General features: G+C 47.4%; 9 protein-coding genes and 2 pseudogenes. 3 read left to right on the top strand and 8 right to left on the bottom strand.

Annotated elements, in window-relative coordinates:
* Nucleotides 1-173 precede the first annotated feature (173 nt).
* Nucleotides 174-368 (bottom strand): annotated as a pseudogene (locus ACJJIC_RS12670) (DDE-type integrase/transposase/recombinase); the annotation flags it as partial.
* A 578-nt stretch (nucleotides 369-946) separates the two neighbouring features.
* Between ACJJIC_RS12670 and ACJJIC_RS12665 the strand changes: the two are divergent.
* Nucleotides 947-2,008 carry an FAD-dependent oxidoreductase gene (locus ACJJIC_RS12665; RefSeq protein ID WP_445357084.1) on the top strand — a complete coding sequence of 354 codons (1,062 nt, stop codon included), beginning with the start codon at nucleotides 947-949 and terminating at the stop codon, nucleotides 2,006-2,008.
* A gap of 212 nt (nucleotides 2,009-2,220) precedes the next feature.
* Here ACJJIC_RS12665 and ACJJIC_RS12660 read toward each other — a convergent pair whose 3' ends face one another.
* From ACJJIC_RS12660 to ACJJIC_RS12645, 4 genes are all read right to left on the bottom strand, one after another.
* Nucleotides 2,221-5,349 carry an efflux RND transporter permease subunit gene (locus ACJJIC_RS12660; protein ID WP_444909722.1) on the bottom strand — a complete coding sequence of 1,043 codons (3,129 nt, stop codon included), beginning with the start codon at nucleotides 5,347-5,349 and terminating at the stop codon, nucleotides 2,221-2,223.
* Nucleotides 5,346-6,704: an efflux RND transporter periplasmic adaptor subunit gene (locus tag ACJJIC_RS12655; RefSeq protein ID WP_445357083.1), complete on the bottom strand. Its 1,359-nt coding sequence runs from the start codon at nucleotides 6,702-6,704 to the stop codon at nucleotides 5,346-5,348. The genes ACJJIC_RS12660 and ACJJIC_RS12655 overlap by 4 nt, the downstream gene beginning before the upstream one ends.
* A 25-nt stretch (nucleotides 6,705-6,729) precedes the next feature.
* The gene (locus ACJJIC_RS12650) at nucleotides 6,730-7,398 is read right to left on the bottom strand and encodes a TetR/AcrR family transcriptional regulator (protein ID WP_444885096.1); all 669 of its coding nucleotides are present in this window, start codon (nucleotides 7,396-7,398) and stop codon (nucleotides 6,730-6,732) included.
* Between the two features lie 355 nt (nucleotides 7,399-7,753).
* Nucleotides 7,754-9,151 carry a tryptophanase gene (locus ACJJIC_RS12645; protein WP_252085756.1) on the bottom strand — a complete coding sequence of 466 codons (1,398 nt, stop codon included), beginning with the start codon at nucleotides 9,149-9,151 and terminating at the stop codon, nucleotides 7,754-7,756.
* Nucleotides 9,152-10,115: 964 nt separating this feature from the next.
* Here ACJJIC_RS12645 and ACJJIC_RS12640 point away from each other — a divergent pair.
* On the top strand, nucleotides 10,116-10,949 hold the full coding sequence (locus ACJJIC_RS12640; protein ID WP_444909724.1) for a hypothetical protein: 834 nt from the start codon (nucleotides 10,116-10,118) through the stop codon (nucleotides 10,947-10,949).
* 215 nt (nucleotides 10,950-11,164) lie between these two features.
* Nucleotides 11,165-12,190 (top strand): annotated as a pseudogene (locus ACJJIC_RS12635) (IS256 family transposase); the annotation flags it as partial.
* 10 nt (nucleotides 12,191-12,200) lie between these two features.
* Here ACJJIC_RS12635 and ACJJIC_RS12630 read toward each other — a convergent pair.
* The 3 genes from ACJJIC_RS12630 to ACJJIC_RS12620 all read right to left on the bottom strand — a co-directional run bounded on the left by ACJJIC_RS12630 (nucleotide 12,201) and on the right by ACJJIC_RS12620 (nucleotide 20,832).
* Nucleotides 12,201-12,593: a hypothetical protein gene (locus ACJJIC_RS12630; protein ID WP_444909725.1), complete on the bottom strand. Its 393-nt coding sequence runs from the start codon at nucleotides 12,591-12,593 to the stop codon at nucleotides 12,201-12,203.
* Nucleotides 12,590-19,864, bottom strand: a complete 7,275-nt coding sequence (locus ACJJIC_RS12625) for an FG-GAP-like repeat-containing protein (RefSeq protein ID WP_445357082.1) — start codon at nucleotides 19,862-19,864, stop codon at nucleotides 12,590-12,592. The genes ACJJIC_RS12630 and ACJJIC_RS12625 overlap by 4 nt, the downstream gene beginning before the upstream one ends.
* A gap of 602 nt (nucleotides 19,865-20,466) precedes the next feature.
* Entirely contained in the window at nucleotides 20,467-20,832 is a 366-nt protein-coding gene (locus ACJJIC_RS12620) for a VOC family protein (protein WP_445357080.1), read from the bottom strand.
* Between the last annotated feature and the right edge of the window lie 14 nt (nucleotides 20,833-20,846).

The following is a 20,846-nucleotide window of genomic DNA, read 5'->3' as shown; positions in this document are numbered from 1 at the left end:
AAATTGAGTAGTGCTAAAGAGTGATGACAGACTTAAAAGAGCACTTATGTAGTGGTCTACTATTTCCGGACAGTAAGTAAAAGTTTTTCTTCCACTTCGCAGGCGGTATTCCATCATTGTGTTGGTACGGACCCTACCAATTGTAGTAAGTCATCAGGTAATGATTTTGTTTCGCCTTGATACGACTGGAACATAACTCCATCGGGCCTTCCTCGCTGCTTCCAGGCCATTTCCAGTGCCATTATAGTTAATGCTGTATCTGTTTCCCCTGAGAGGGCCCACCCAACGATACGGCGAGCATGTAAATCTATAACGGCAGCTAGATAACACCGACTTTGAACAGCCCAGATATAGCTAATGTCACCACACTAAACTTGCCTCACCCCTTGATTTTTTGTTGCTCGGTGATATGCCCTTTACTTGTAGGTGTCTCTCCACCACACTCTGCCTCTTATTACTTCACCCAACGTCGGATAGCTGTTGTACCAACAGGATCGCTTCAGGGATTGAAGAGCTTTGATCTACTACTAGACAGGCAGCATCTAGTTTATATTCGGGGCACCATACTCCAAATTTTATTCGACTAGCTTGTTCATAAACCTACTCTTTACATTCTTAGTTGTAGCTTCAGATCGCTCACTCGCAGTCCCTCCCTACCAATAGCACTCACAATAAAAAACAATGCTATTTTCTACAGCACTCTAAATAAATGATAATAGTCTGAAACGCCCCTCAACATTTAAATTTGATCCTTTTATTATTGTTGGACCAAGCTACAGGAAGGTATGTCGATTGAATGCCAGGTAATATATTTTTTTTAAAATCATCAAGTTATCCACCCAGAGATAGCAAGCACATCACCCCCCCAATAAACTATATTTACCACCCCTCAACCAAGACGCATCCTTACACTCAAATGTAAATTAAAACGCCAGGAGTTAATGAATTGAAGATATTAATTGTTGGGGCTGGCCCCACCGGTTTAACTGCCGCGATAGAATTAGCAAGACGTGGAATAACTCCAACTATTATTGACAAGCGAGAAGGCGCCTCCACATTAAGCCGAGCAGTGGGCATAACACCAAAAAGTCTCCAACTACTCTCACCATCCGGAGTTTCAGAACGACTAATAAAGGAAGGAGTAGAAATGGATGGATTACGAATTTATAGAAATAGCTCATTAGTATTAGAAATGCCTCTCCATTCTGAGCGTACATTTTTTCCAACAATTCTAGGATTACCCCAAGATAGAACCGAATCGATAATGGTTGATGTATTTAAAAACCTGGGAGGCTCAATTAAATATAATTTAAAGTTAAACGATCTCAAGGACAATGGAGACAGCGTTCTTTCTATATTTTCAGATGGATCAGAAGAAAATTTCGATAAAGTTATAGGGGCCGATGGCATTAAAAGCGCTGTTAGAGAATCATCTAACATCAGATACCCAGGTACTGATCTCAATCAACTTTGGTCAATCGCCGATGTCGATGTTAGAAATTGGCGACACCCGGGAAAAATAACATTAGTTCAAGTCTCACCTGGAATAGTGGTTGTTGTTGCGCCAATGGGAGCTATTCGCTATCGACTCGTAGCAAGCCACGAAGACGCCTTGGCAGCCTTGCCCTTACCAATAGATGTCATTAAGCTCCATCGAAAAGGCACCTTTCGCATCTCGATTCGCCAGGCGGAAACCTACTCCAAAGCTAATATTCACTTAGCTGGAGACGCGGCACACTGCCATGCCCCGGTAGGGGGGAGAGGCATGAACTTAGGTATCGCTGACGCAGCAGAATTAGCTAGAAGAATTGTCGAGGGAACTGTTGAGGGTTATTCTTCCCTCCGTCATAAAGAAGGCGCCGAAGCGATACGAGTCACCGAAGAAGGCCGTGCGATGACAGCCGGAGTAAATTGGCAGCAAAGAGTAAAATTCAAAATGCTCTTATCCTTTGCAAACACTTTCGAATTTGTCAAACAGAGAATTGGACGCTTTCTTGTTGAATTTTAGCCTAACAACCTAAACAGAATCTTTATCACTTGAAAAATGTAACAAGCTAAAGAGCACAAAACTAGCCTTATAACTTCGAAGAAGATAAAAGAGCTTAAAGTCTGAAATGCATCGATAACAAGAAAGCATTCTCTAACACCAATTAAAAAGTGCACCAATACCAAATGACTACCTCAATGTTAGAATTTAGAAAGCGTCGACTCACTTTTTTCTTACCCGGTAGCAAGTACTCCGTCCCCAGATAGCTCCCTCCCCTCAACTTCCTCTTGAGGTTCCGTAAACCCAAAGTCCTCCAAAATTCCATAAAGCGCCGGCAGCACCAAAAGGATCAACACCGTTGAGCTACTGATTCCAAATACAATACTGGTTACCAGGGGTACCAAAACCTGGGCTTGCAAGCTTGTTTCAAACAGTAGGGGCAAAAGACCAGCGATGGTTGTAAGGGAGGTCAAGAAGATTGCGCGGAAGCGGTCGCGACTGGCTTGGCTTGCAGCGCTATGAACATCCATACCCTCGCGTACACGCCGTTTTACAAATTCCACCAATAGGATGGAGTCATTCACCACAATACCGGCAAGAGAGACAAAGCCCATCATACTTGGCATAGACATATTCTGCCCCATAATTAGATGGCCCCAGATAACGCCGATCAACGCTAGTGGAATGGCGACCAATACAATTAAGGGCTCTACATAGCTGCGAAATTGTAAAGATAATATCAGGTAGATACCAATAGCACCGACCAACAAGGCGCTGCCGATGGACTTACCTGTGACTTCACTGTTCTTAATCTCTCCCTGCATACCGACACGAAGACCGGGAAATTCTTTTTTAAGTTCAGCGAGAAATTTCTCTTGGGTATCCCCAAGCACCTGGCCCGCATTAGCTTTCTCAGTGAAGACGTCGGCAAATACACTTACTACTCGTTCACCATCTATTCGCTGAATCCGTGCGTAATCGCGATTCATCTCAACATCGGCAATGGCAATCAAAGGGACGCGCTGCTTGGTAACAGGATGGATAATGACCAGTTCATCAAAACGGCTCAGGGCTCCACGGGAATCCGCATCCATACGCACTTGGATCTCATAGGTTTCTCCCCGGTACTGAATCTCATCAATCTCCATTCCTTGATAAGCCGCACGTAACTGGTTGGCAACATTACTGGCATCCAGGCCAGATGCGTAGGCACCCTCACGCATTTTTATGTTTAATTGCGGCTTGCCTGGACGTAGGTCATCCACCACATTCACTACACCGTCGTATCCTCGCAGCCAATTCTGCAAGCGAATAGAAACCTCTTTCAGCTGATCCAACTCCAGTCCGCTGAGGCGCATGTGAATAGCACGGCCCGCGGGACCTAAGGCTGGTTCTTTATAAAGAATCGCGATCGCACCAGGAGTTTCACCTGCAGCCTCACGCCAAGCATGGCGTAATTCATCCAAACTGGTTTTACGCCCTTCCGCAGCCAGTAAGTCGACATTAATCGTTGCCACATGGGGTCCAGTTTCAAAGGCATCGCCATTGACACCAAAGGTTACACTTGCGTGATTGACGAGAGGAGCGCTTTCCCTTTCAGAAAATTCAGCGGCTACTAAATCAAGAGCATCTAACTGTTTATCGACCAGTTTTTCCATATCCTGCAAGGAGGTACCCTGAGGCATTAGGATGCGAGCTTGCAGCAAATCGCCCTCCAAAGTTGGAAACCCCTGAAACTTCACAATCCCAGCCGGCAACAAACTTACAGTCAAGAAAAATAGACCGAGTACCCCACCAACAAAGGCGTAACGGTATTTAACGGCCCAATCTGCCGCACGCCCCACACTCTCACGCCAGCCTTCAAAGCGTTTGGCAAAAGCCTTCTTCCAAGCGGGTGTTCGGCTTTTGTGTTCAAGCGCATGGCGCAAGTGTGCAGGCAAAATTAAGAAGGCTTCTAACAAGCTAACAATTAATACTGAAATCAGGACAATCGGCAGCACTTTAAGCACCTGCCCCATATCCCCTTTAATAAAGATCAGCCCACCAAATACCATCACTGTGGTTGCAAAAGAAGACAGGACTCCACGGGCAACGCGCTTGGTCCCATTCACTACAGCCTCTAACGGGGAGCGACCATCGCGATGTTCGCTGGCAATACTTTCTGAAAGTACTATGGCATCGTCCATCAAAATACCGATAGCAATCAGTAAACCTACCAAGCTGATCATATTGATGGATACGCCCATGGCGGTGATCAGGGCAAAGGAGCCTAGAAAGGATACCGGCAGTCCCATCACCACCCAGAATACATAGCGACCACTAAAGAAAAGATACAGCGCTAGGGCGACCAGAATCAGGCCCTGCCAGGCATTGGAGATAATCATTTGCAATCGATCGGCAACGATGGAGGCGCTGTCTTGGGTAAGGGTTAGCTTGATCCCCTCGGGCAACTTCGCACTTTCACGATCGACAAAAGCACGCACAGCTTCCAGTACACGCAGGCTATCATCCACACTGTTTTTTTCTACATTGAGCAAGGCTGCGCGATGACCATCGAAAATAATCTTGTCCTCCGCCAGCTCAAAGCCATCATAAATTTTCGCGATATCGCCAAGGCGCACTTCGGCGCCATCTTCGCCTTTAAGGACTACAAGATTTTCCAACTCTTCTACGTTACGGCGCTCTTCAGTAAAACGCAGCTGATATTCACGATCAGGTGTGGATACCTTGCCGGCAGGCATATCAATGGCTTGCTGATCAATAATATTGGCCAACTCCATCACACTGAGCCCGTACTGGCGCAGGTTGTAATCGGATATTTCGATCTGCAGCTGATGATCTGAGAAGCCCGAGATACGCACTATAGGGATGGCTGGGTCACGCAGTAATTCGCGGCGATAGTGTTCCGCCAATTGATTCAATTGTGGCAATGGCAGATCGGCACTGATAGCAATACTTACAACGCCTTGAGTGCGCCCCATTTCCTTGACTACCGGGCGCTCGCTCTCTGCTGGCAGCGAATCAATGCTATCAACCGCAGACTCCACATCCGCAACAAACTGGTTCATATCTCCAGCTTCCTGCATTTTCAGGGTCATCAGCCCGAGATTATCCTTAGCTTCACACAGGCGTTCATCAATAAAGCTGATACCGTCAGTGGCCTCCTCCAAAGGAAGGCAAATACTGTCTTCGACCTCAGCAGCGGCGGCACCGGCATAGGGGACGGAAACCTGCACTTCGAATTTATCGATTTCCGGCATGGTTTCGCGCTTCATACTGGGTAGGACAAACAGTCCGCTCAACATGAGTGCAACCATTAACAGGTTCGCTGCGGTGGGGTGTGCGGCAAAAAAACGAATCACTGCAGTGTACCTCCAGTATTCACCACCACGGCCTGCTGGCCGCTGCTCACAGACACGTCCATGCCATCAATCGCCGGTATCACATCGGTGACAATAACCTGCTCACCGGGAAACAAGCCTGCACGAATCACCGTAGTATCCCCCTGATGGTAATCCACCTGCACCTGCCGCAGGCGTAACTTGCCATCCTCCACCAGATACACCCTACCCTCATGCAAGGCCCGGCGGGGAATGGCTAGGGCTGGAGCGGAGGGTGCTATTAATTCCACACGAGCATACATGCCTCGAAACAGCGGCGGCTTTTTTCCGGCGAGGGCTTCGCCATAGGGATCGTCTACGGCAACCACTACTGAAAGCGTACGACTGGTACTATCGAGGGCCCCTCCCAGACGTACGACCTGGCCCTTCCACTCATTGTCTCCAGGCCCACCAACCAGAGTGATGCGCGCCTCCAAGCCCAATAATATTTTGGGAAGCTCTTCTGGCGCTGGCACAAGGTCACTGCCTGGCCTGAGATTACGCAACAGTGGCGCCACATGAAGCATGGGAAGCTCAGCGGCAATTTCCACCTGATCCAGACCACTGGCATCGAATAAGCGCGCATTGCCTGCCACATATTGATTTTCCTCTACATGGACCTCACCAATACGCGCATCGAAGGGTAAGGTTACCCGGGTACGCTCCAGACTGTATTTACTATCGCGCACTTGAGCCTCAGAGCGCGCAATCTGGGCCTCGATTACCTTGCGGCGCGTTGGAAATAAGGAGAGCTGACTGGTTTGGTTTTGCACTTCCTGACGCAGGCGCAGCACATTTTGCTCTTCGACATCCACACTTGAGCGAGAAACCGTGCCCTTGGCCACTAACGTTTGCTTGCGCTCTAACTCTTTCTCACCCAGCTTCAACGTACGTTCGGCAATCTCCAAAGAGCGTTGGCTATTGACCTCCTCAACCTTGAGTTCCTGCAAATTAGCACGGTTAGCTGCCAAATCACTTTCAGCCCGCGCCAAGGCTAATTGGTAGCTAGTATCATCAATTTTCAATACCAGGGTGCCGGCAGGAATAATATTTCCACTCTCTAACTCCGGCGCCGTGTAGACTATCCGACCACTCACCTCAGCATTGGCTTCAAGAAAGGTGCTGGGTTTCACTTCACCGTAAGCTACTGCTTGGGCACGTAGCGGCAGCTCTTGCACCAACACAACATTTACCGGGGTGATCAGTGCATCCTGCACATCGTGGTTGGGCGGGCTCTTACTCATGACCAATGCCATTGAAAGAGAAATACCAACGGCAACAAGAATAGGAAGCGCCAGGCGGCGATTCATCAGTTTCTGTAGTTGGACCTTTTTCATCACCACCAATCTCCCAATATTCGTGTTACTCGGCTATAGCGTTGTTGGCCACTCCATGGAGCAGCAACTTAACGGTGTGGTCAATCCACTTATCGCTGGTTTCTTCATCCAACCTAAAAGAGAAAATCTCCTTGAAGGGATCCCCCGCAATAAAGGGGAATGCAACCAAACTGACAAAAGAAATCGGCATAAGATTAATATCTAAATCTGGACGTAGGTGGCCGGCGCATTGAAGCGCTTGTAAGAGCTCCCGCAACATAGGGCCCAGTACAGATGCCAGCCTATCGGTGAATAAATCGCGCATTCGACCAGGCTTGGAGGCCACCTCCCCCACAATAAAACGAGGTATCCAGGGCTCACGGATATAAAGGCGGATAATACGAGCCATTGCATCCCTCAGGGTTTCTAGACTGGGCTCCTTATCCCCCAGACTCATAGTGAGAAATGCCGGGCCACTCTGCATAAACTGACCGCGTATAACCTCGATAATCAGCCCTTCTTTACCGTCAAAGTGATAGCTGATCATGGCGGAATTTACCCCAGCACCCTGAGCGATCTCGCGAATTGAGATATCACGAAACGCTTTCTCACGAAGAAGTCTATGGGCAGATTGCATCAGGGACTCGCGTACCTGCCTTTCACGCTCCGGGTCCCTGGGCCGTCCACGGCCACGACTGGGTGTGGTGTTAGTCAACTTGAAATCCAATTTAATTAATCACGCGATTAATTAAATTGGATTTTTGCCGGGGATACAAGATAAAAAACAGACTAACAAGTCACAAAACAAAGGGGCTCTCCCAGGCACTCACACAAACAGTACTGCCAGACTGCCCCGTCACTCCAGGAGCCCTTGGCTCATTAGAAAACTGGGGAGCAGCCTTTAGCACCTGGGTACATTTATCGCCAACGGACAGGGAAAGAAAAAGCCAGCGCGTGGTAGCAGATCAGAACTTCAGGCAAAAACAAAAAAAGGCCCACGAAGGGCCCTTTTAGGGAGGTAAATGACCCAGCAGAAAAAACTAAAAGAAATTTCCCTAGCCATCCATTACTTACAGAGACTTAAATCTAGCCGTAAAGTGTCGCAACACTGGCGGCTCATATTCAAAAGTCAGCCCCTTCAATTCATGTGCTCGATTCTGCAGCTCTATAATCGCATCAGCGATATAGTCCATATGATCATTGGTATATACACGACGCGGAATCGTCAGGCGCATCAATTCCAAATCCGCCTTCTTCTGTTCACCGGTTTCCGGGTCACGCCCCAACAATAAGGAGCCAATTTCCACCGCACGGATACCCGCTTCCAGATACAGCGCGTTAGTTAAAACTTGTGCGGGGAATTGCTCTGGTGGGATATGCGGCAGAATCTTAGCCGCATCGACAAACACCGCATGGCCACCTGTTGGAGACTGAATGGGCACCCCACCCTCGCGCAAACGCTCACCTAAGTAGGCTACTTGGCTGATGCGGTATTGCAGGAAATTTTCATCGGCGGCCTCATAAAGACCCCGCGCCAATGCTTCCATATCACGCCCCGCCATGCCCCCGTAGGTTACAAAGCCCTCCATAGGTACGCAGCGGGTACGCACCGCCTGGAAAAGCTCCTCATGATCACGGATACAACATAGGCCACCAATATTCACCATCGGATCTTTCTTGGCAGACATGGTCAGCATATCGCCGTATTGATACATCTCGCGAATAATCTCCAGGATCGACTTGTCCTGATAACCTTCTTCGCGCTGCTTGATAAAGTAGGCGTTCTCACAGTAACGTGCCGAATCGATCACTACTGGAATATCGTATTTCGCGGCTATCTCATATACTGCGCGCATATTCGCCATGGAAACTGGCTGGCCACCCGAGCTATTGCAAGTTACCGTGGTGATAATTGCACAAATATTATTCGCCCCATGCTCCTTAATGGTCTCGACCAAAAGATCCAGGTCAAAATTACCTTTCCAGTCATAAGCCGTTAAGGTATCAAAGGCCCGCTTGTCCAACACATTAACCGCTTTGCCACCATTCAACTCAATATGGCCCGCGGTGGTATCGAAGTGATAGTTGGAGATAAAGACTGGTGTCGTACCACCACGTACCTGGCGCATACGCTCAATCAGAGCGGGAAACAGGATCTGTTCAGCACCACGGCCCTGGTGGGCGGGAACGGTTAATTTATAACCAAAAAAGTGCTCCACTGCTTGGCACAGGTTGTAATAGTTGCGGCTACCTGCGTAAGACTCATCCCCCAACATCAAACCGGCCCACTGGTTATCGCTCATGGCCCCAGTGCCAGAATCTGTTAGCAGATCAATATAGACATCATCACTGCGCAGTAAGAAAGGGTTCAAGCCAGCTTCCGCCAGAGCCTTCTCTCTATCGGCCAGAGTGGTCATTTTGATCGGCTCAACCATCTTAATCCGGAATGGCTCAGGAATACGCTTCATCATTATTTTCCTTATCAATCCTGACAGCGTGAACTGAATTATTAACTCAGTCACACTGCATGCTGTTTTTAACGCGGATATAGTACAGATGAAGTGGTAAATGTGCGAATGAGAAGTGATTGGAAGTAGGATTGCCTTACCTATGAAGGGTATAGAGGGTATCAAGATACTAGTAGCGTGGACTAACCCTACATATATGGTTTTGACAATTTTTTATAGGCATCTATACCAAACATGAAAAAGATTGTTGGTGATAGAACAGTTGCAAAGAAAAATCTTAGCTACTTACCATGCCAAAGTAATAACGCCGCCAGTGATTTAAAAATCAACTTCTGGGTAGCCCGGTGCGCCAACTTTTAACATTCTAACTGGATCCATCTCGGCCATTTCTTCAAAGCCTCTCTGAGTAATGGAAGATCCATCGAAACAGCGTAAACCCAAAAGCGAGCCAACACGGACGGGGCTCATCGTAGCCACATTGCTAGGCCCTACCTAAACCCACTCACAGTAAAAAGCAAACTCACTCACATGAATATTCATACACGTTTCTACTCTGCCAAAATAACGAAGCATATTCACTCAAGCTCATCTAATCATAATTGAACCTTAAAAGAGCAAAAGACTAACAAATATGGAGTTACAGTACCAAATACAGTGTACACCTTGAAACCAGCTTTATTTACTTATTTAAAACCGTACTGTAAGCTCTCCATAAATTATTGGATAATTTTAATCACGGAGGGATAAATTAATTCAGATATTTTACCTCAAGCGATCAATCGCCTGAAAAAACTGAAAATTCTCACAACTTATTTCACACTTCAAGATTTAAGGCTCTTTTTTTCAAGAGACACTATTTCAAAGTGTGACATTTAACACATCAAGTGGGCAGGCCAATAACCTCACTATTTAGACCTTTAGCATCACTTGGTGAAAAAATACAATTATTAAGCAGTAGATTGATATGTTTCCTAAATATGCCTTAGTAACAGCAGCTATTTCTGCAGCCTTCCTTGCCTTTGAAGCACAAGCAAAAACCTTCAAATACGAAATTCAAGATATTACTTCATCTAATGCCTCATTACAGTATCCAGGCCTCGACCTAAATGGAGCCAACTCTGCAACACTGATCATTGATCAGGCAGATCCTTCATCTCCCGCTGTGATAACCTCGCTAGATGTAAACTTCCCCAATGCGTCCAAATTATCCGTAAGGAATTTCAACTCCACTAATGGATTACACCGGGCCACAGTTGGCAACACCTGGGTATACCGCCAACTCAACATTGAAGTGCATGGTGTAGATTTTCAAAATTCTAGCGATCAGAATATTTACATTGACGGCTTTGTATCCGAAGCAGAGAGTTTTATCGGTGCAAATCAACCAGGAAACCAAGGACAGCCATTATTTCATGTAGGAGGTCGATTGGTTGATGTAACCCCAGGAAAAGTCACTGATATTAAAATTCTTACTCTCGACGGGAACAGGCTCAGATTATCACTAAACGACAAGATAGCGGCGAACCCAAACAACAACCATGAGAGTGTCATCGTTATTGATTCACTATGGTTTGGAAACGGGGAAGCAAAGCTATATATCCCGATCCCTATGGCTAACAATGAAGCTAAATTTGCTGCGCCATACAAACTCAACATATCTACCACTTCTGGTCCTGAAGGGGATGAAAATTTCATTAGTATTCTAGTAAAAGATGAACATGGCGGTGAATTCTCAATCCCAGAGCTTCCTTTAAAACATCTACTAGATGAAGCTTATCGTACAAATTCTTCGTTTTAGTTAAAGCTTTGCCATCAGTAACCACCCGCAAAGCGGGTGGTGTGATGAAAGATCGCAGTGCGAACTATTTGATAATCCGGCAATGCTCAGAGTTATGTGTCATTTCCTCACTATTCGCTAAAAGAAGATGATCCATAATAAACAACTCCTTAAAGCTGCTATGAAGGTAAGGATGGCCCACGTCAAAAACCATAAACCCCGTCTATAGCTTCTAGCTACAGACGCCGCGAGATCGCGCCGGAACCTTCAAGTCTCAAATGAACAAGAAGCATCAAACGCAGCCCATCGGCGAGCTGGATCGCAAGATCACAGCTTTGCTTGTTCTTGGTAACAGCTACCAGAATATTCGCATACATATTACGCTACCCATAAAATGGGGCTCCCCAACGGTACCATTAACGCCGTTACTTATAAGCTACGCCCTGAACTTCAAGCTCGTTGTAAGCACGACCTTGAGACTGTTTTTCCCACTGTCTGGCTCAATGCTATCTCCTACCAATCAAGGATGGTCGTTCTCCTAGCAAGGCCACTAATACTATTCTTGGGCTCTACCTCGAAGGCAAAAAAGAGTTACTAAGGGCTCTATCAGTCTGGCAGCAAGCTGTACATCACTGGCTGAGCGCCCTGATTGCTCTCAACAACCATGGGGGCAAAGCAATTACTTGTATTGATGGCCAATGGAGCTTCCCTAAGGATATTAGAGAGAATCTATCCCAAGACCAAGCCTAGCACTGCATCATCCACCTGATCTGCAACTCACTTAAATATTCGGCTTCAAAAACCAGAAGGCCTATATGGTTTATTTCAGATACACCTATAAGAAGGCAACACTCAATGAAAATGCCAATGCCGCCGAAAGTGCCTTAGGACGAGCAGGAAGCCAAGTGGCGTGATAAGTATCCGAAGGTGATAGTCGTGACGGGGTAAATGGTCAATCCTCACGGCTTACTTCAAATACCCGGAATACGTCCGTACTCCTATCTACACTACTAATGCGGTCGAGGCCGTACATCAGCAATTCCGCAAATTGACCAAGACGAGGGGTCTTTGCCAATGAAAATAGCTTACTGAAACTTCTGTACGCCGGTATACTAAAAGCATCCGAGCGCTGGACGCACCCAATTCAAAATTGGAATCTGACACTATCACAGCTGACGATCCACTTCCCAGATCGACTGGAGAAATACATCAGACTATTTGGCTGGCACAGAGTTTTGAACGCCCTCACCAATAATTTATGAATTCATTGTACTAACGGGTGGCACCATTTTTAATAGCGCCACCATTTTTGAGGTTAACTTTTAGGCCCTCTAGATTTTCAGAATAGATATCAACTCTACCTTTTGAAAAAATGTCAAACCTATACGCCTCACCCCAAGGATCCAACACTTCACCATTTACCACTGGAACAGTACGCCCACACTTCACTGAATATAAGTTTGAATTTATTTCATTTATCCAGTCATCATCTAAAGGGTAGACTTTGTGCTCCGCGTAGTAAGAATTTAAGATTTTTGAAATCTCAAAGAGCTCACAATGCACCCTTTTTTTCCTGTAAAATTCTTGCTCCTGATAACCATAAAAAAGGTAGCTTGAGGCAATGGTCAGAACAATGAGCCCGCCGCCAAATAAATAACCTTTCATTCCTGAGACCTCCATGGCGCGCTCGATAAATCTGGTTTTACGGCTCTAGGATTGTACAAATAACTATTGTATTGCATATCAGCTGAATTAATCCATGGATCATGGCCTTTATGAGTATAAAACTCATAAGCAGCGTAACCCCACTTAGAACCATTAGCTACCGTTAAAGCTTCATCCATATGGAGTAATTCATGGAAAATTGTGCTTTTAATCCAGTCATCGCTAGAGCTTTTATACTTTATCAGGATATCGCTCCCTCCCATATATTGTCCGTCATTTTCATGAAACAATCCTGAAATATCTTCAACCGCAATTAAATTGGCTCTTCGCAGTTCCGGAAAATCTTTATAAACTTCTTCCGCGAGCCTGTTAACCCTCTCTTGAGGAGTTTCTGGTGCATCTGCATGTAAGCTACTATTTAATACATAGCTAAACGCCCCGGTTACAGCACCATTGGCAAACTTACCACCACTTATTACCGAGGCAGTCCCCCCCACCACTGCAGAAACAACAACGCCATCAACGGTTGGGCCTATACCTTCTGGGCCTGTCCAACCTTTACTGCTTGCATATGCTGAGAATCCAGCTGCGGCAAAGCCATGCCCAAAACTCCCCCCCTGAAGCTCCGCCATTACACCGCCGACCACACCGTGAGCAACAATATTAGCAGCGCCTTCTAAGTGAAGACTCCCAACCCCATAAAAGGCTGCAGAACTAATTCCTGAAATAGCTGCAGCTTCCATAGCCTTAGCAAAGTCGTCGCTCTGAGCATAAGCCATATTTTTGGAAAATTGTGCGTTGAAACCTATTGAGCAAGCCCCACAGTAATATGCGCTAACTGCTGAGCCTACTATCTGCACAGCTGTGGCAAGCGCCGGGTTCTTTGCCAGCTCATTAAATACCGGCTTACTTAGTTGCGAATCAATATAAGAGAATATCAACCCATCTATGAGATCCAGGAAATACCCACTGGGATCCGTCGCATTCAGCGGATTATTTCGCACATAGCTGTAGCGGTTATACATCTGCGTATCCGCTGCGGCCTGGATAAAGGGATCCGCCTGCATAAAGCGCCCCAGGCGCGGGTCGTAAATCCGCCCATTCATATGGATCAGGCCCACCTCATCCAGCATTTCGTGGCCGGTGTAACCACGGGTGGTGCGGCTGTGATCGAAGTTGGACAGCGCACTGAGAGAGAGCGCATTCCAGTTGGCCGTATTTCTGCGCTGACCCCAGGCGTCAAAGGACATTTCCTGCTTGACATTACCGGCTTTGTCGGTAATCAGGTCCATAGAGCCCAGGTGGTCCTTATACAGGAACAGTTTGTCGGTGGACTGTACGGCATAGGCCAGGTCGGTCTTGACCGTATATACGGCGGTGCCCAGTTGACGCTTCCATTCGATTTCGTTGGGGGCGCTGGATTTCTGGATACGCTCGATGCCGCCGATATACCAGGTTTCCGTGACTTCGCCATTGCTACTGTTGGTGTCCTTGCGGTAATAGCGGCTGTGGCTGGGCCCGTAAAGGAATTCAGTCGTGTGATTACCTTTCTTGATCCAGGAGGCTTTGTCGAAGGTGGTATAGCGAATAGTGCGGCCACCGTTAAAGCCATCCGAGGTCATATTGCCATTGGCGTCGTAGTTGTAGCGCACGCCGCCGGCAGTGGTCACTGCGTGGGGACCGGCTCCATTCTCGCCGTACACATAGGATCCAACCCCGGCTTTATAGGTGATATTGCCGATGGCGTTATAGCGCACATCCTGGTTGGCACTACTGAGACTACTGCAGTTGTAGTTGCTGCTGCCGATATGGGTTTTGATCAGGCGATTGAGGCTGTCGTAACAGAAACTCTCGCGCAGATTCTTGCTACCACTTTGGTTGTGGCGGCTACTGAGGTTGCCGAGGGTATCCCATTGGTAGGTAATATTCTGGATACCAAAGGTGCCCAGTACGCTGGAGGTCTGGTTGAGCAGGCGACCAGTACTCCCTTCGTAGCTGTAACTGGTGGTGGCGCCGTTCCCCAATAGTTGCTCTTTCAGCTGGCCGCGGGCGGTCTGGGCTTTGACTTCCTGGATCAGGTCTCCAGTCGCAAGATCGACCACTTTGTACAGGTAGCCATTGCCATTGTAGTAGTTGCGCACACCTGATTGCCCGGTGCTTAGCAGACTGCCGAGGGCGTCGTAACTGCGCTCTACCCGGCCGTAATCATCAAATAGCGTGGTGGTGACGTAGGCGGGCTGAGGGCCGGCCCCATCGAAGTCTACCGCTTGGGCATGGTTGCGACCCAGCTGGTCGTACTGGTACACGGCTTGGTAGCCGGTGACGCTGTCGCTGATCATTTCCAGCTGGCCGAGGCCATTTTGGGCGGTATCGTAGAGCCAGGTTACGTTGCTGGTGAGACTGCTGCCTCCGGCTTTTTCCATACGCGTCAGCTTGCGACCCAGCTTGTCGTAGGTGAAGGCGACGGTGTGACCATTGGCATTGGTCTGCTTTTTCAGCTCGCCATAGCCCGTGTATTCATAGCTCCAGGCGCCCTTATCGGGGTCATCCATATTTTTCTTACGACCCAGATGGTCGTAGTTGATGGTGACGACGATGGGGTAGCTGAGGCCGTCGCCTTCATCAATATGGCTGCCGGAGGCATTGGTCTTGCCCCAGGATTTCGCTTTGTGCAGGTTGCCCTGGCTATCATACTCGTAGGTGAGGCGACCATTCATTGCGTCGATCACTTCCACCAACTCACCGGCGACATTTTTGACTTCGGTCTTAGGCTGCCCCTTGTCGTTGGTGGTGATGGTCTTCAGACCGGCGTAAATGATCGTTGCGTCCGAGTTGTCGGGGGCGATGACCCGGATAGGACGGCCGAGCAGATCGTACTGGGTCTCGGTCCACATACGAGTGTCCCCAGAGAAATAGGGCTCGCTGACAAATTTCACCCGGCCGAGGTTATCGTACTCTTTATCTGCATAGACTTTATTGTGCAGCCCTTGGGTTTCGGTGCGCATGGAACGGCCGAGGGCATCGAAGTATTCCCTGCCCCAGCTGCCGGTACTGCTGCTGGTGGTCACTCTGTACTTGGCGCCACTGGGACAGCCACTGGTACAGCGTTCATATAGAGTCTTCTTATCCGCACCGGCGTTGTTCCAGCTGTAGCCTTCACGGCCAAAGGCGTCGTAGGAGGCATAGCTGATCAGACCATTCAGGCCCTCCACTATCAGGGGGGAACCAAAGTGGTTACGGGAGACGACCTTCTCAGTCAGGTGCCCTAGGGCGTTATAGCTCTCGGAGACATAGCGACCGGAGGGGTCGTACACCGTTCTGGCGCTGCGGCTTGTCTCGCCAGCGGCAGAGAGTGCTTTCTTGCTGACATTGCCGAAGCCGTCGTACTCGTAGCTGGTGACCTGCTTAAATTCCGACTTATTCGGTTCGATGATCTCGGTTTTCAGCAGCCCTTTGTGGGCTCCAGAGGTGTAGTAGGTAAAGGCCGATTCACGCACATGGCTGGGCATCCCTGGGCGGGTGCTAGTAACCTTGGTATGGCTCAGGCGGCCCTTCTCTTTTTCCCAGGTAGTACTGCCATACACATTCTCGGTTTTTTTGACGAACTGCTGGCCGGATGCTCCATCCTTTGTCACCACGTTAATAGTGAGAGCGTTACCGTAGCCATCATAGCTGTTAGTAGTACTAACCGTTTGCAGCAGCTCTCCAGCACTATTGCCGTTATCTTTTAAGTCATAGGTTTCTTCGACCGCATTGTAGATATAGGGTTTGTACGGCCTAAAAGGTGTGCCACTGCCACCCCACCCCTGCAGGCGCCAGTTGTTGGATGCCCTATTCAGAAGTGCCCCCTTGGAAGTACGGGTTTCTGTGTAAAGCGGCATACCGATAAAGGGGAAGTCCTGGCGATAGGTGGTTTCTGTCACCACGCCAGTCTGGTTATCGGTGGTGCTCACCTTTTGGAAACCTAACATACCGCGGCCGGCGGCCTGTAACTTCATCTGGTGATAGTGGTAGGACACCGAGCTGGTGGCAGATCGATTGACCGCTCCCGGGTTGACACCCGCAGCCGGCGCGGAACTCTCCACCTTGGAAACCAGGAACATGGGGGAGAGGATATCTAATACTGGCTTGTCTTTGCCTAATGTGTGGCTTCCTGAAGGCAAAACCCAGCTGCCATTGAGGGCACTGTAAAGAGAGGCTGGATTGCCTACCGTCACTGGGTAGCAGATCGTCTCGCGGTTAACATTCACAGAGGATCGCGCATCCAGGCGCTCTAAATCCTCGATATGAGTTACACATTTCTGCGTGGTGCTGGTGGACATTTCAAGACGGGAGTAAACACCGTCATTCACCATATTCTCAAAGGTGACTTCCGTTATATTGCCAATGCCATTATCAATGCGATGAATAACATTGTGAGGTTTATTTCTTTCCTCTGGATAATTGTCATTGGCAATATAGGTATACACCTTACCGCTGGACTGATCATACTTATGATAATCAACCTGACCGTCACCATTGGTATCGGCAAACCAGGGGAAGTCCTTTTTATCCTTGCCGATGTACTTCCAATTTATGGCGTTGCTGACAAAAGTGCCACTATTCTGATCGAAATAACGCACCTTGATATAGCCAGTATTAAAGTCCGGCCATACCAGATCTGGATAACCATCGTTATTTAGGTCGGCAAAATTTGCTTTTTCACCGCCTGCAAAAAAACCAAGGCTGGTAAAGCCGTTACCGGTACTTAGCTTGATGACCAGACTATCAGTGCCGGTAACATAAGCAACATCAGTAAGCCCATCACTATTGATATCTACTGCAATCGGCGTTTTCGAATCGTTACTTGAGGATAACAGCTCCAGAGAGTTAAAAGATTCTGTCTGCTTATCAAATACAGCTACTCGATAGCCATCGAAATAGGTGCCCAAAAAGCGCCATTGTTGATTTACTCCACAGCTGTCTGGGCCGCCTAGCAATTGCCTTGGCAAGAATGGCTCGTGCCTGGGGGGATCATTGCCACCGCCAGTACCGGTCGTGACACAACCATACCTCTGAGAGTAGGTTGCCACCAGCAGGTCAATAGAACCATCGCCATTGAAGTCGCCGAGAGTATCCGGGACTCGCTTATCCGGATCGCCAATAGTAGCTCCGCTCACATTAAGCGGATAGGTTTTTTCTGTACTGCTAAATTTATAGTAGTGATCAGAAGATACCGAGGCACCATATGGTTGCAATAGGCGAACCTTGACTTTGCCATCGGTGGCAGCGGAAATATAATCCGCGAGTCCATCACCATTGAAATCGGCAAAGATCGCATCTTTATCACCCAGCCCAGTGCTAATCCCTTCTGAGTCTAATCGCCAGGCGCCATTAATATAACGGCTGGGAAATATATGCCATTTTCCACCAGTATAGTTATAAGCTCCACGCTCATTAAAAATTGCTAAATCCTGACGACCATCAGCATTATAATCGAGAACTCGGATCGCAAAGTCCTTACCGACATTAGTGCCGGTAAAGTAAATACCATGATTGTTTTTGTGGTTAAATCGAGTGCCCGCAAATTTTTGCAGGGTGAATTTTACACCATTAGAAATAGCGTATTTAACCCGTGTATCGGTGTCATCCCCGTCCGCATCCCCTTCAATCCAAACGATATCTTGTTTGCCGTCACCATTAATATCGGCATATTTATAGTCAACCAGGAATCGCGAAGAGGCCGGAGAAAAATCAATGGTTTCATGGCCACTACCATTGTGCTTCAAAGAAACTTGCAGCCATTCGAAATTTATTGCAGGAAGACAGCTGGAACCAACACATTCTTGCAAGGTGGACAGAAGTGAAGTTCTGTCCATATACTTTTGACCCGAGCCGAAAGGCAGGACAGGTTGGTATCCAAGAGTATACTCGCGGATTACAGAGCCATTGGATTTGGAAACAACTTTTTGTAAACGCTTCGTTGTCTTAAATTCGTAGCCGGCCGTATAACTTTTCAAGTAATCGGGACGACCATCATATTTAAATTCAATTTCAGCATCGTAACCGCCAGAACCATAGGCAAAGCGAATTTCCTGGATACGGTGGCCTGAACTCGCATCCCCTTCATAGTGGAACTCGATAGGGTTACCGACACTATCTTCAAAACGTCCCAGAGCCCAAACTAATGTATGACCGCCGGCTAGTAATTTTGCATCGCCTCTATTGCCATAATAACTTACCGAACCATCCTTGCGCTCAACCTTAAAATAATCTGGTTTACCAAGGCTACCACCAATGGAAACAACCTTGGCAAAGGAATCCATCTCAGTCTTATAAGTAGCGCCAACCGCCCCATACTGTGAGCCACTTGTTTTTAATAGTCGCTGTCCATCCAAGCAAAACCGGTCAGACTCTGTCCATTTAATCGGGGCCATACTTCCATCAATAGACAGGGTCTGACGACAGCGAGATATTCCTGATAAACCACCAATGGACCAGCCCTTACCTAAAAGACCATTGCCACCATTACTTGTATAATTGAGAGATATTTCCGGGGCAACGCCGGCGGTACCAGTTGCCACAGCAAGTGGTACTGAGTAGGTCACTGCACCAGACTCATTAACCCGGAACTGCCCTCCTGTCACACCAGCCATATTGGGGCTGCCGGTTACTACGGGGGCACCATAACTATCAAACTTACCAGAGCTATTTGCTAGTAAAGAAGCGTCAATAGCACCCTCAACTAAAATATCATCACGTCCATCGCCATCAATATCTTCAATCGTGACATAGTTCGGGTTGGCACTAGATAGGATGACAGCCACTTCTGAAGTGTTGCTTCCAATGGGAAAAGACTGGGCCAGGCTAGGAAGACCATTGCCATTCGCATGCAAAATTAGCGGCGTAGATGAGAGCACCAAAAGGTCAGATGCACCATCACCATTAAAATCGCCGGTTAGGGAAATTTTTCCATCCAGTAATTCTAAAGCGTTAACTGCAGAATCACTCAATGTGGTGGCAACTGGAGAGGTGTAATTATGCCCCCCTCCAATAAGTGCTCCATACATCACAAAACTTGGAAGTTCAGGCATTGCTACCGGGGTAATCACTTCACCATGCAGCATAATAATGGGACGGTGGTACTCAAAATAAAGATCATTAAAACCATCTTTATTAATGTCACCACTATAGATTTTATACCCCTTATCCATGACGCCAGTAGAGGCAACTGTAACTACAGGAAATACCCCACCAATAATCAAACACAGAAAAGCAAGAATGAGACGCATAGAGAAAGATCCCAGGAAAGGCAAGCCCCAAATTAATTTTTATCAACTTATTTATTAACTCCCTATAAGGGAGGAATTTCGGCAATCTACATATATATCAAAAAATTATCAAGCCAAAAAAAAATGATAAAAAAAAGAATAACTTCAGGAAAAGTCACAATAGACACCCTCAATCCATCACCAGAACTGAAGCTACTTATGGGCTTATGGGCAAATTAGAGACCCACTCTTAATATCCTTAAATATACCTATAGGAGACAAGCAACAGATTATTAACCTTTCAGGCTCAGTGACCATCAAATGACCAAACCATACATAAAGTGGTGACAGAAAAGGCACCCTCCGCCCCTTAATTAAAGATGGGATTGCAGATCTCGAGATGGCTTTGCGGCCTTAAAACAATCTGGAGATCGCCTATTGAGTATAATTATTATGAAGAGCTATTTTCTATGAACACAAGCAGATCATTACAGATGACGGTGCAGGCCAACTATCAAGAAGAATTGGGCAAATTCATAGACAGGTAGGAGCCATGTAAGCGCAGAAAAGCTAAAGCATGAAAATCATACCCTATAAGCAAGCAGGTAAACTATTAAGTATACTTAAATCTCCGCACTCACCTCCACCTTGATCCCCACCGGATCAAAAAATACCAACTGCCTTAGATTACGGCCCGGTACATCCCTTTGCTCGCTGGCAACACCCATCGAATCCAACTGTTGTTTTATCGGTTGAAGGTCCTCGGTAAGGAAAGCCATATGGTCCAAATAGGGCTTTGTAGCCTGTTGTTCAGAGACTTCTCCCTCCATGAGATGGACAATCGGTTTGCCATTACCGTAAAGCCAAAATCCGTTGTTTTTAAGGTTTGGTCGCTCTCCCTCTATAAGACCAAGAACATTTGTATAGAAGTCCCGCACCTGCAGCAGTTGACTCCAAGGTGCAGTAATATTGAAATGGTCCAATTGCATAACGCTTCCCTGTG

The organism is Microbulbifer mixtoriginis (SeqCode) (genome assembly GCF_052468275.1).
This window is presented reverse-complemented; position numbering and strand designations above follow the sequence as displayed.

Coding starts and splice junctions, on each gene's coding strand:
- ACJJIC_RS12630 (WP_444909725.1), bottom strand. CDS start 12,593: ATGAAAGGTTATTTATTTGGCGGCGGGCTCATTGTTCTGACCATTGCC.
- ACJJIC_RS12640 (WP_444909724.1), top strand. CDS start 10,116: ATGTTTCCTAAATATGCCTTAGTAACAGCAGCTATTTCTGCAGCCTTC.
- ACJJIC_RS12625 (WP_445357082.1), bottom strand. CDS start 19,864: ATGCGTCTCATTCTTGCTTTTCTGTGTTTGATTATTGGTGGGGTATTT.
- ACJJIC_RS12645 (WP_252085756.1), bottom strand. CDS start 9,151: ATGAAGCGTATTCCTGAGCCATTCCGGATTAAGATGGTTGAGCCGATC.
- ACJJIC_RS12620 (WP_445357080.1), bottom strand. CDS start 20,832: ATGCAATTGGACCATTTCAATATTACTGCACCTTGGAGTCAACTGCTG.
- ACJJIC_RS12655 (WP_445357083.1), bottom strand. CDS start 6,704: ATGAAAAAGGTCCAACTACAGAAACTGATGAATCGCCGCCTGGCGCTT.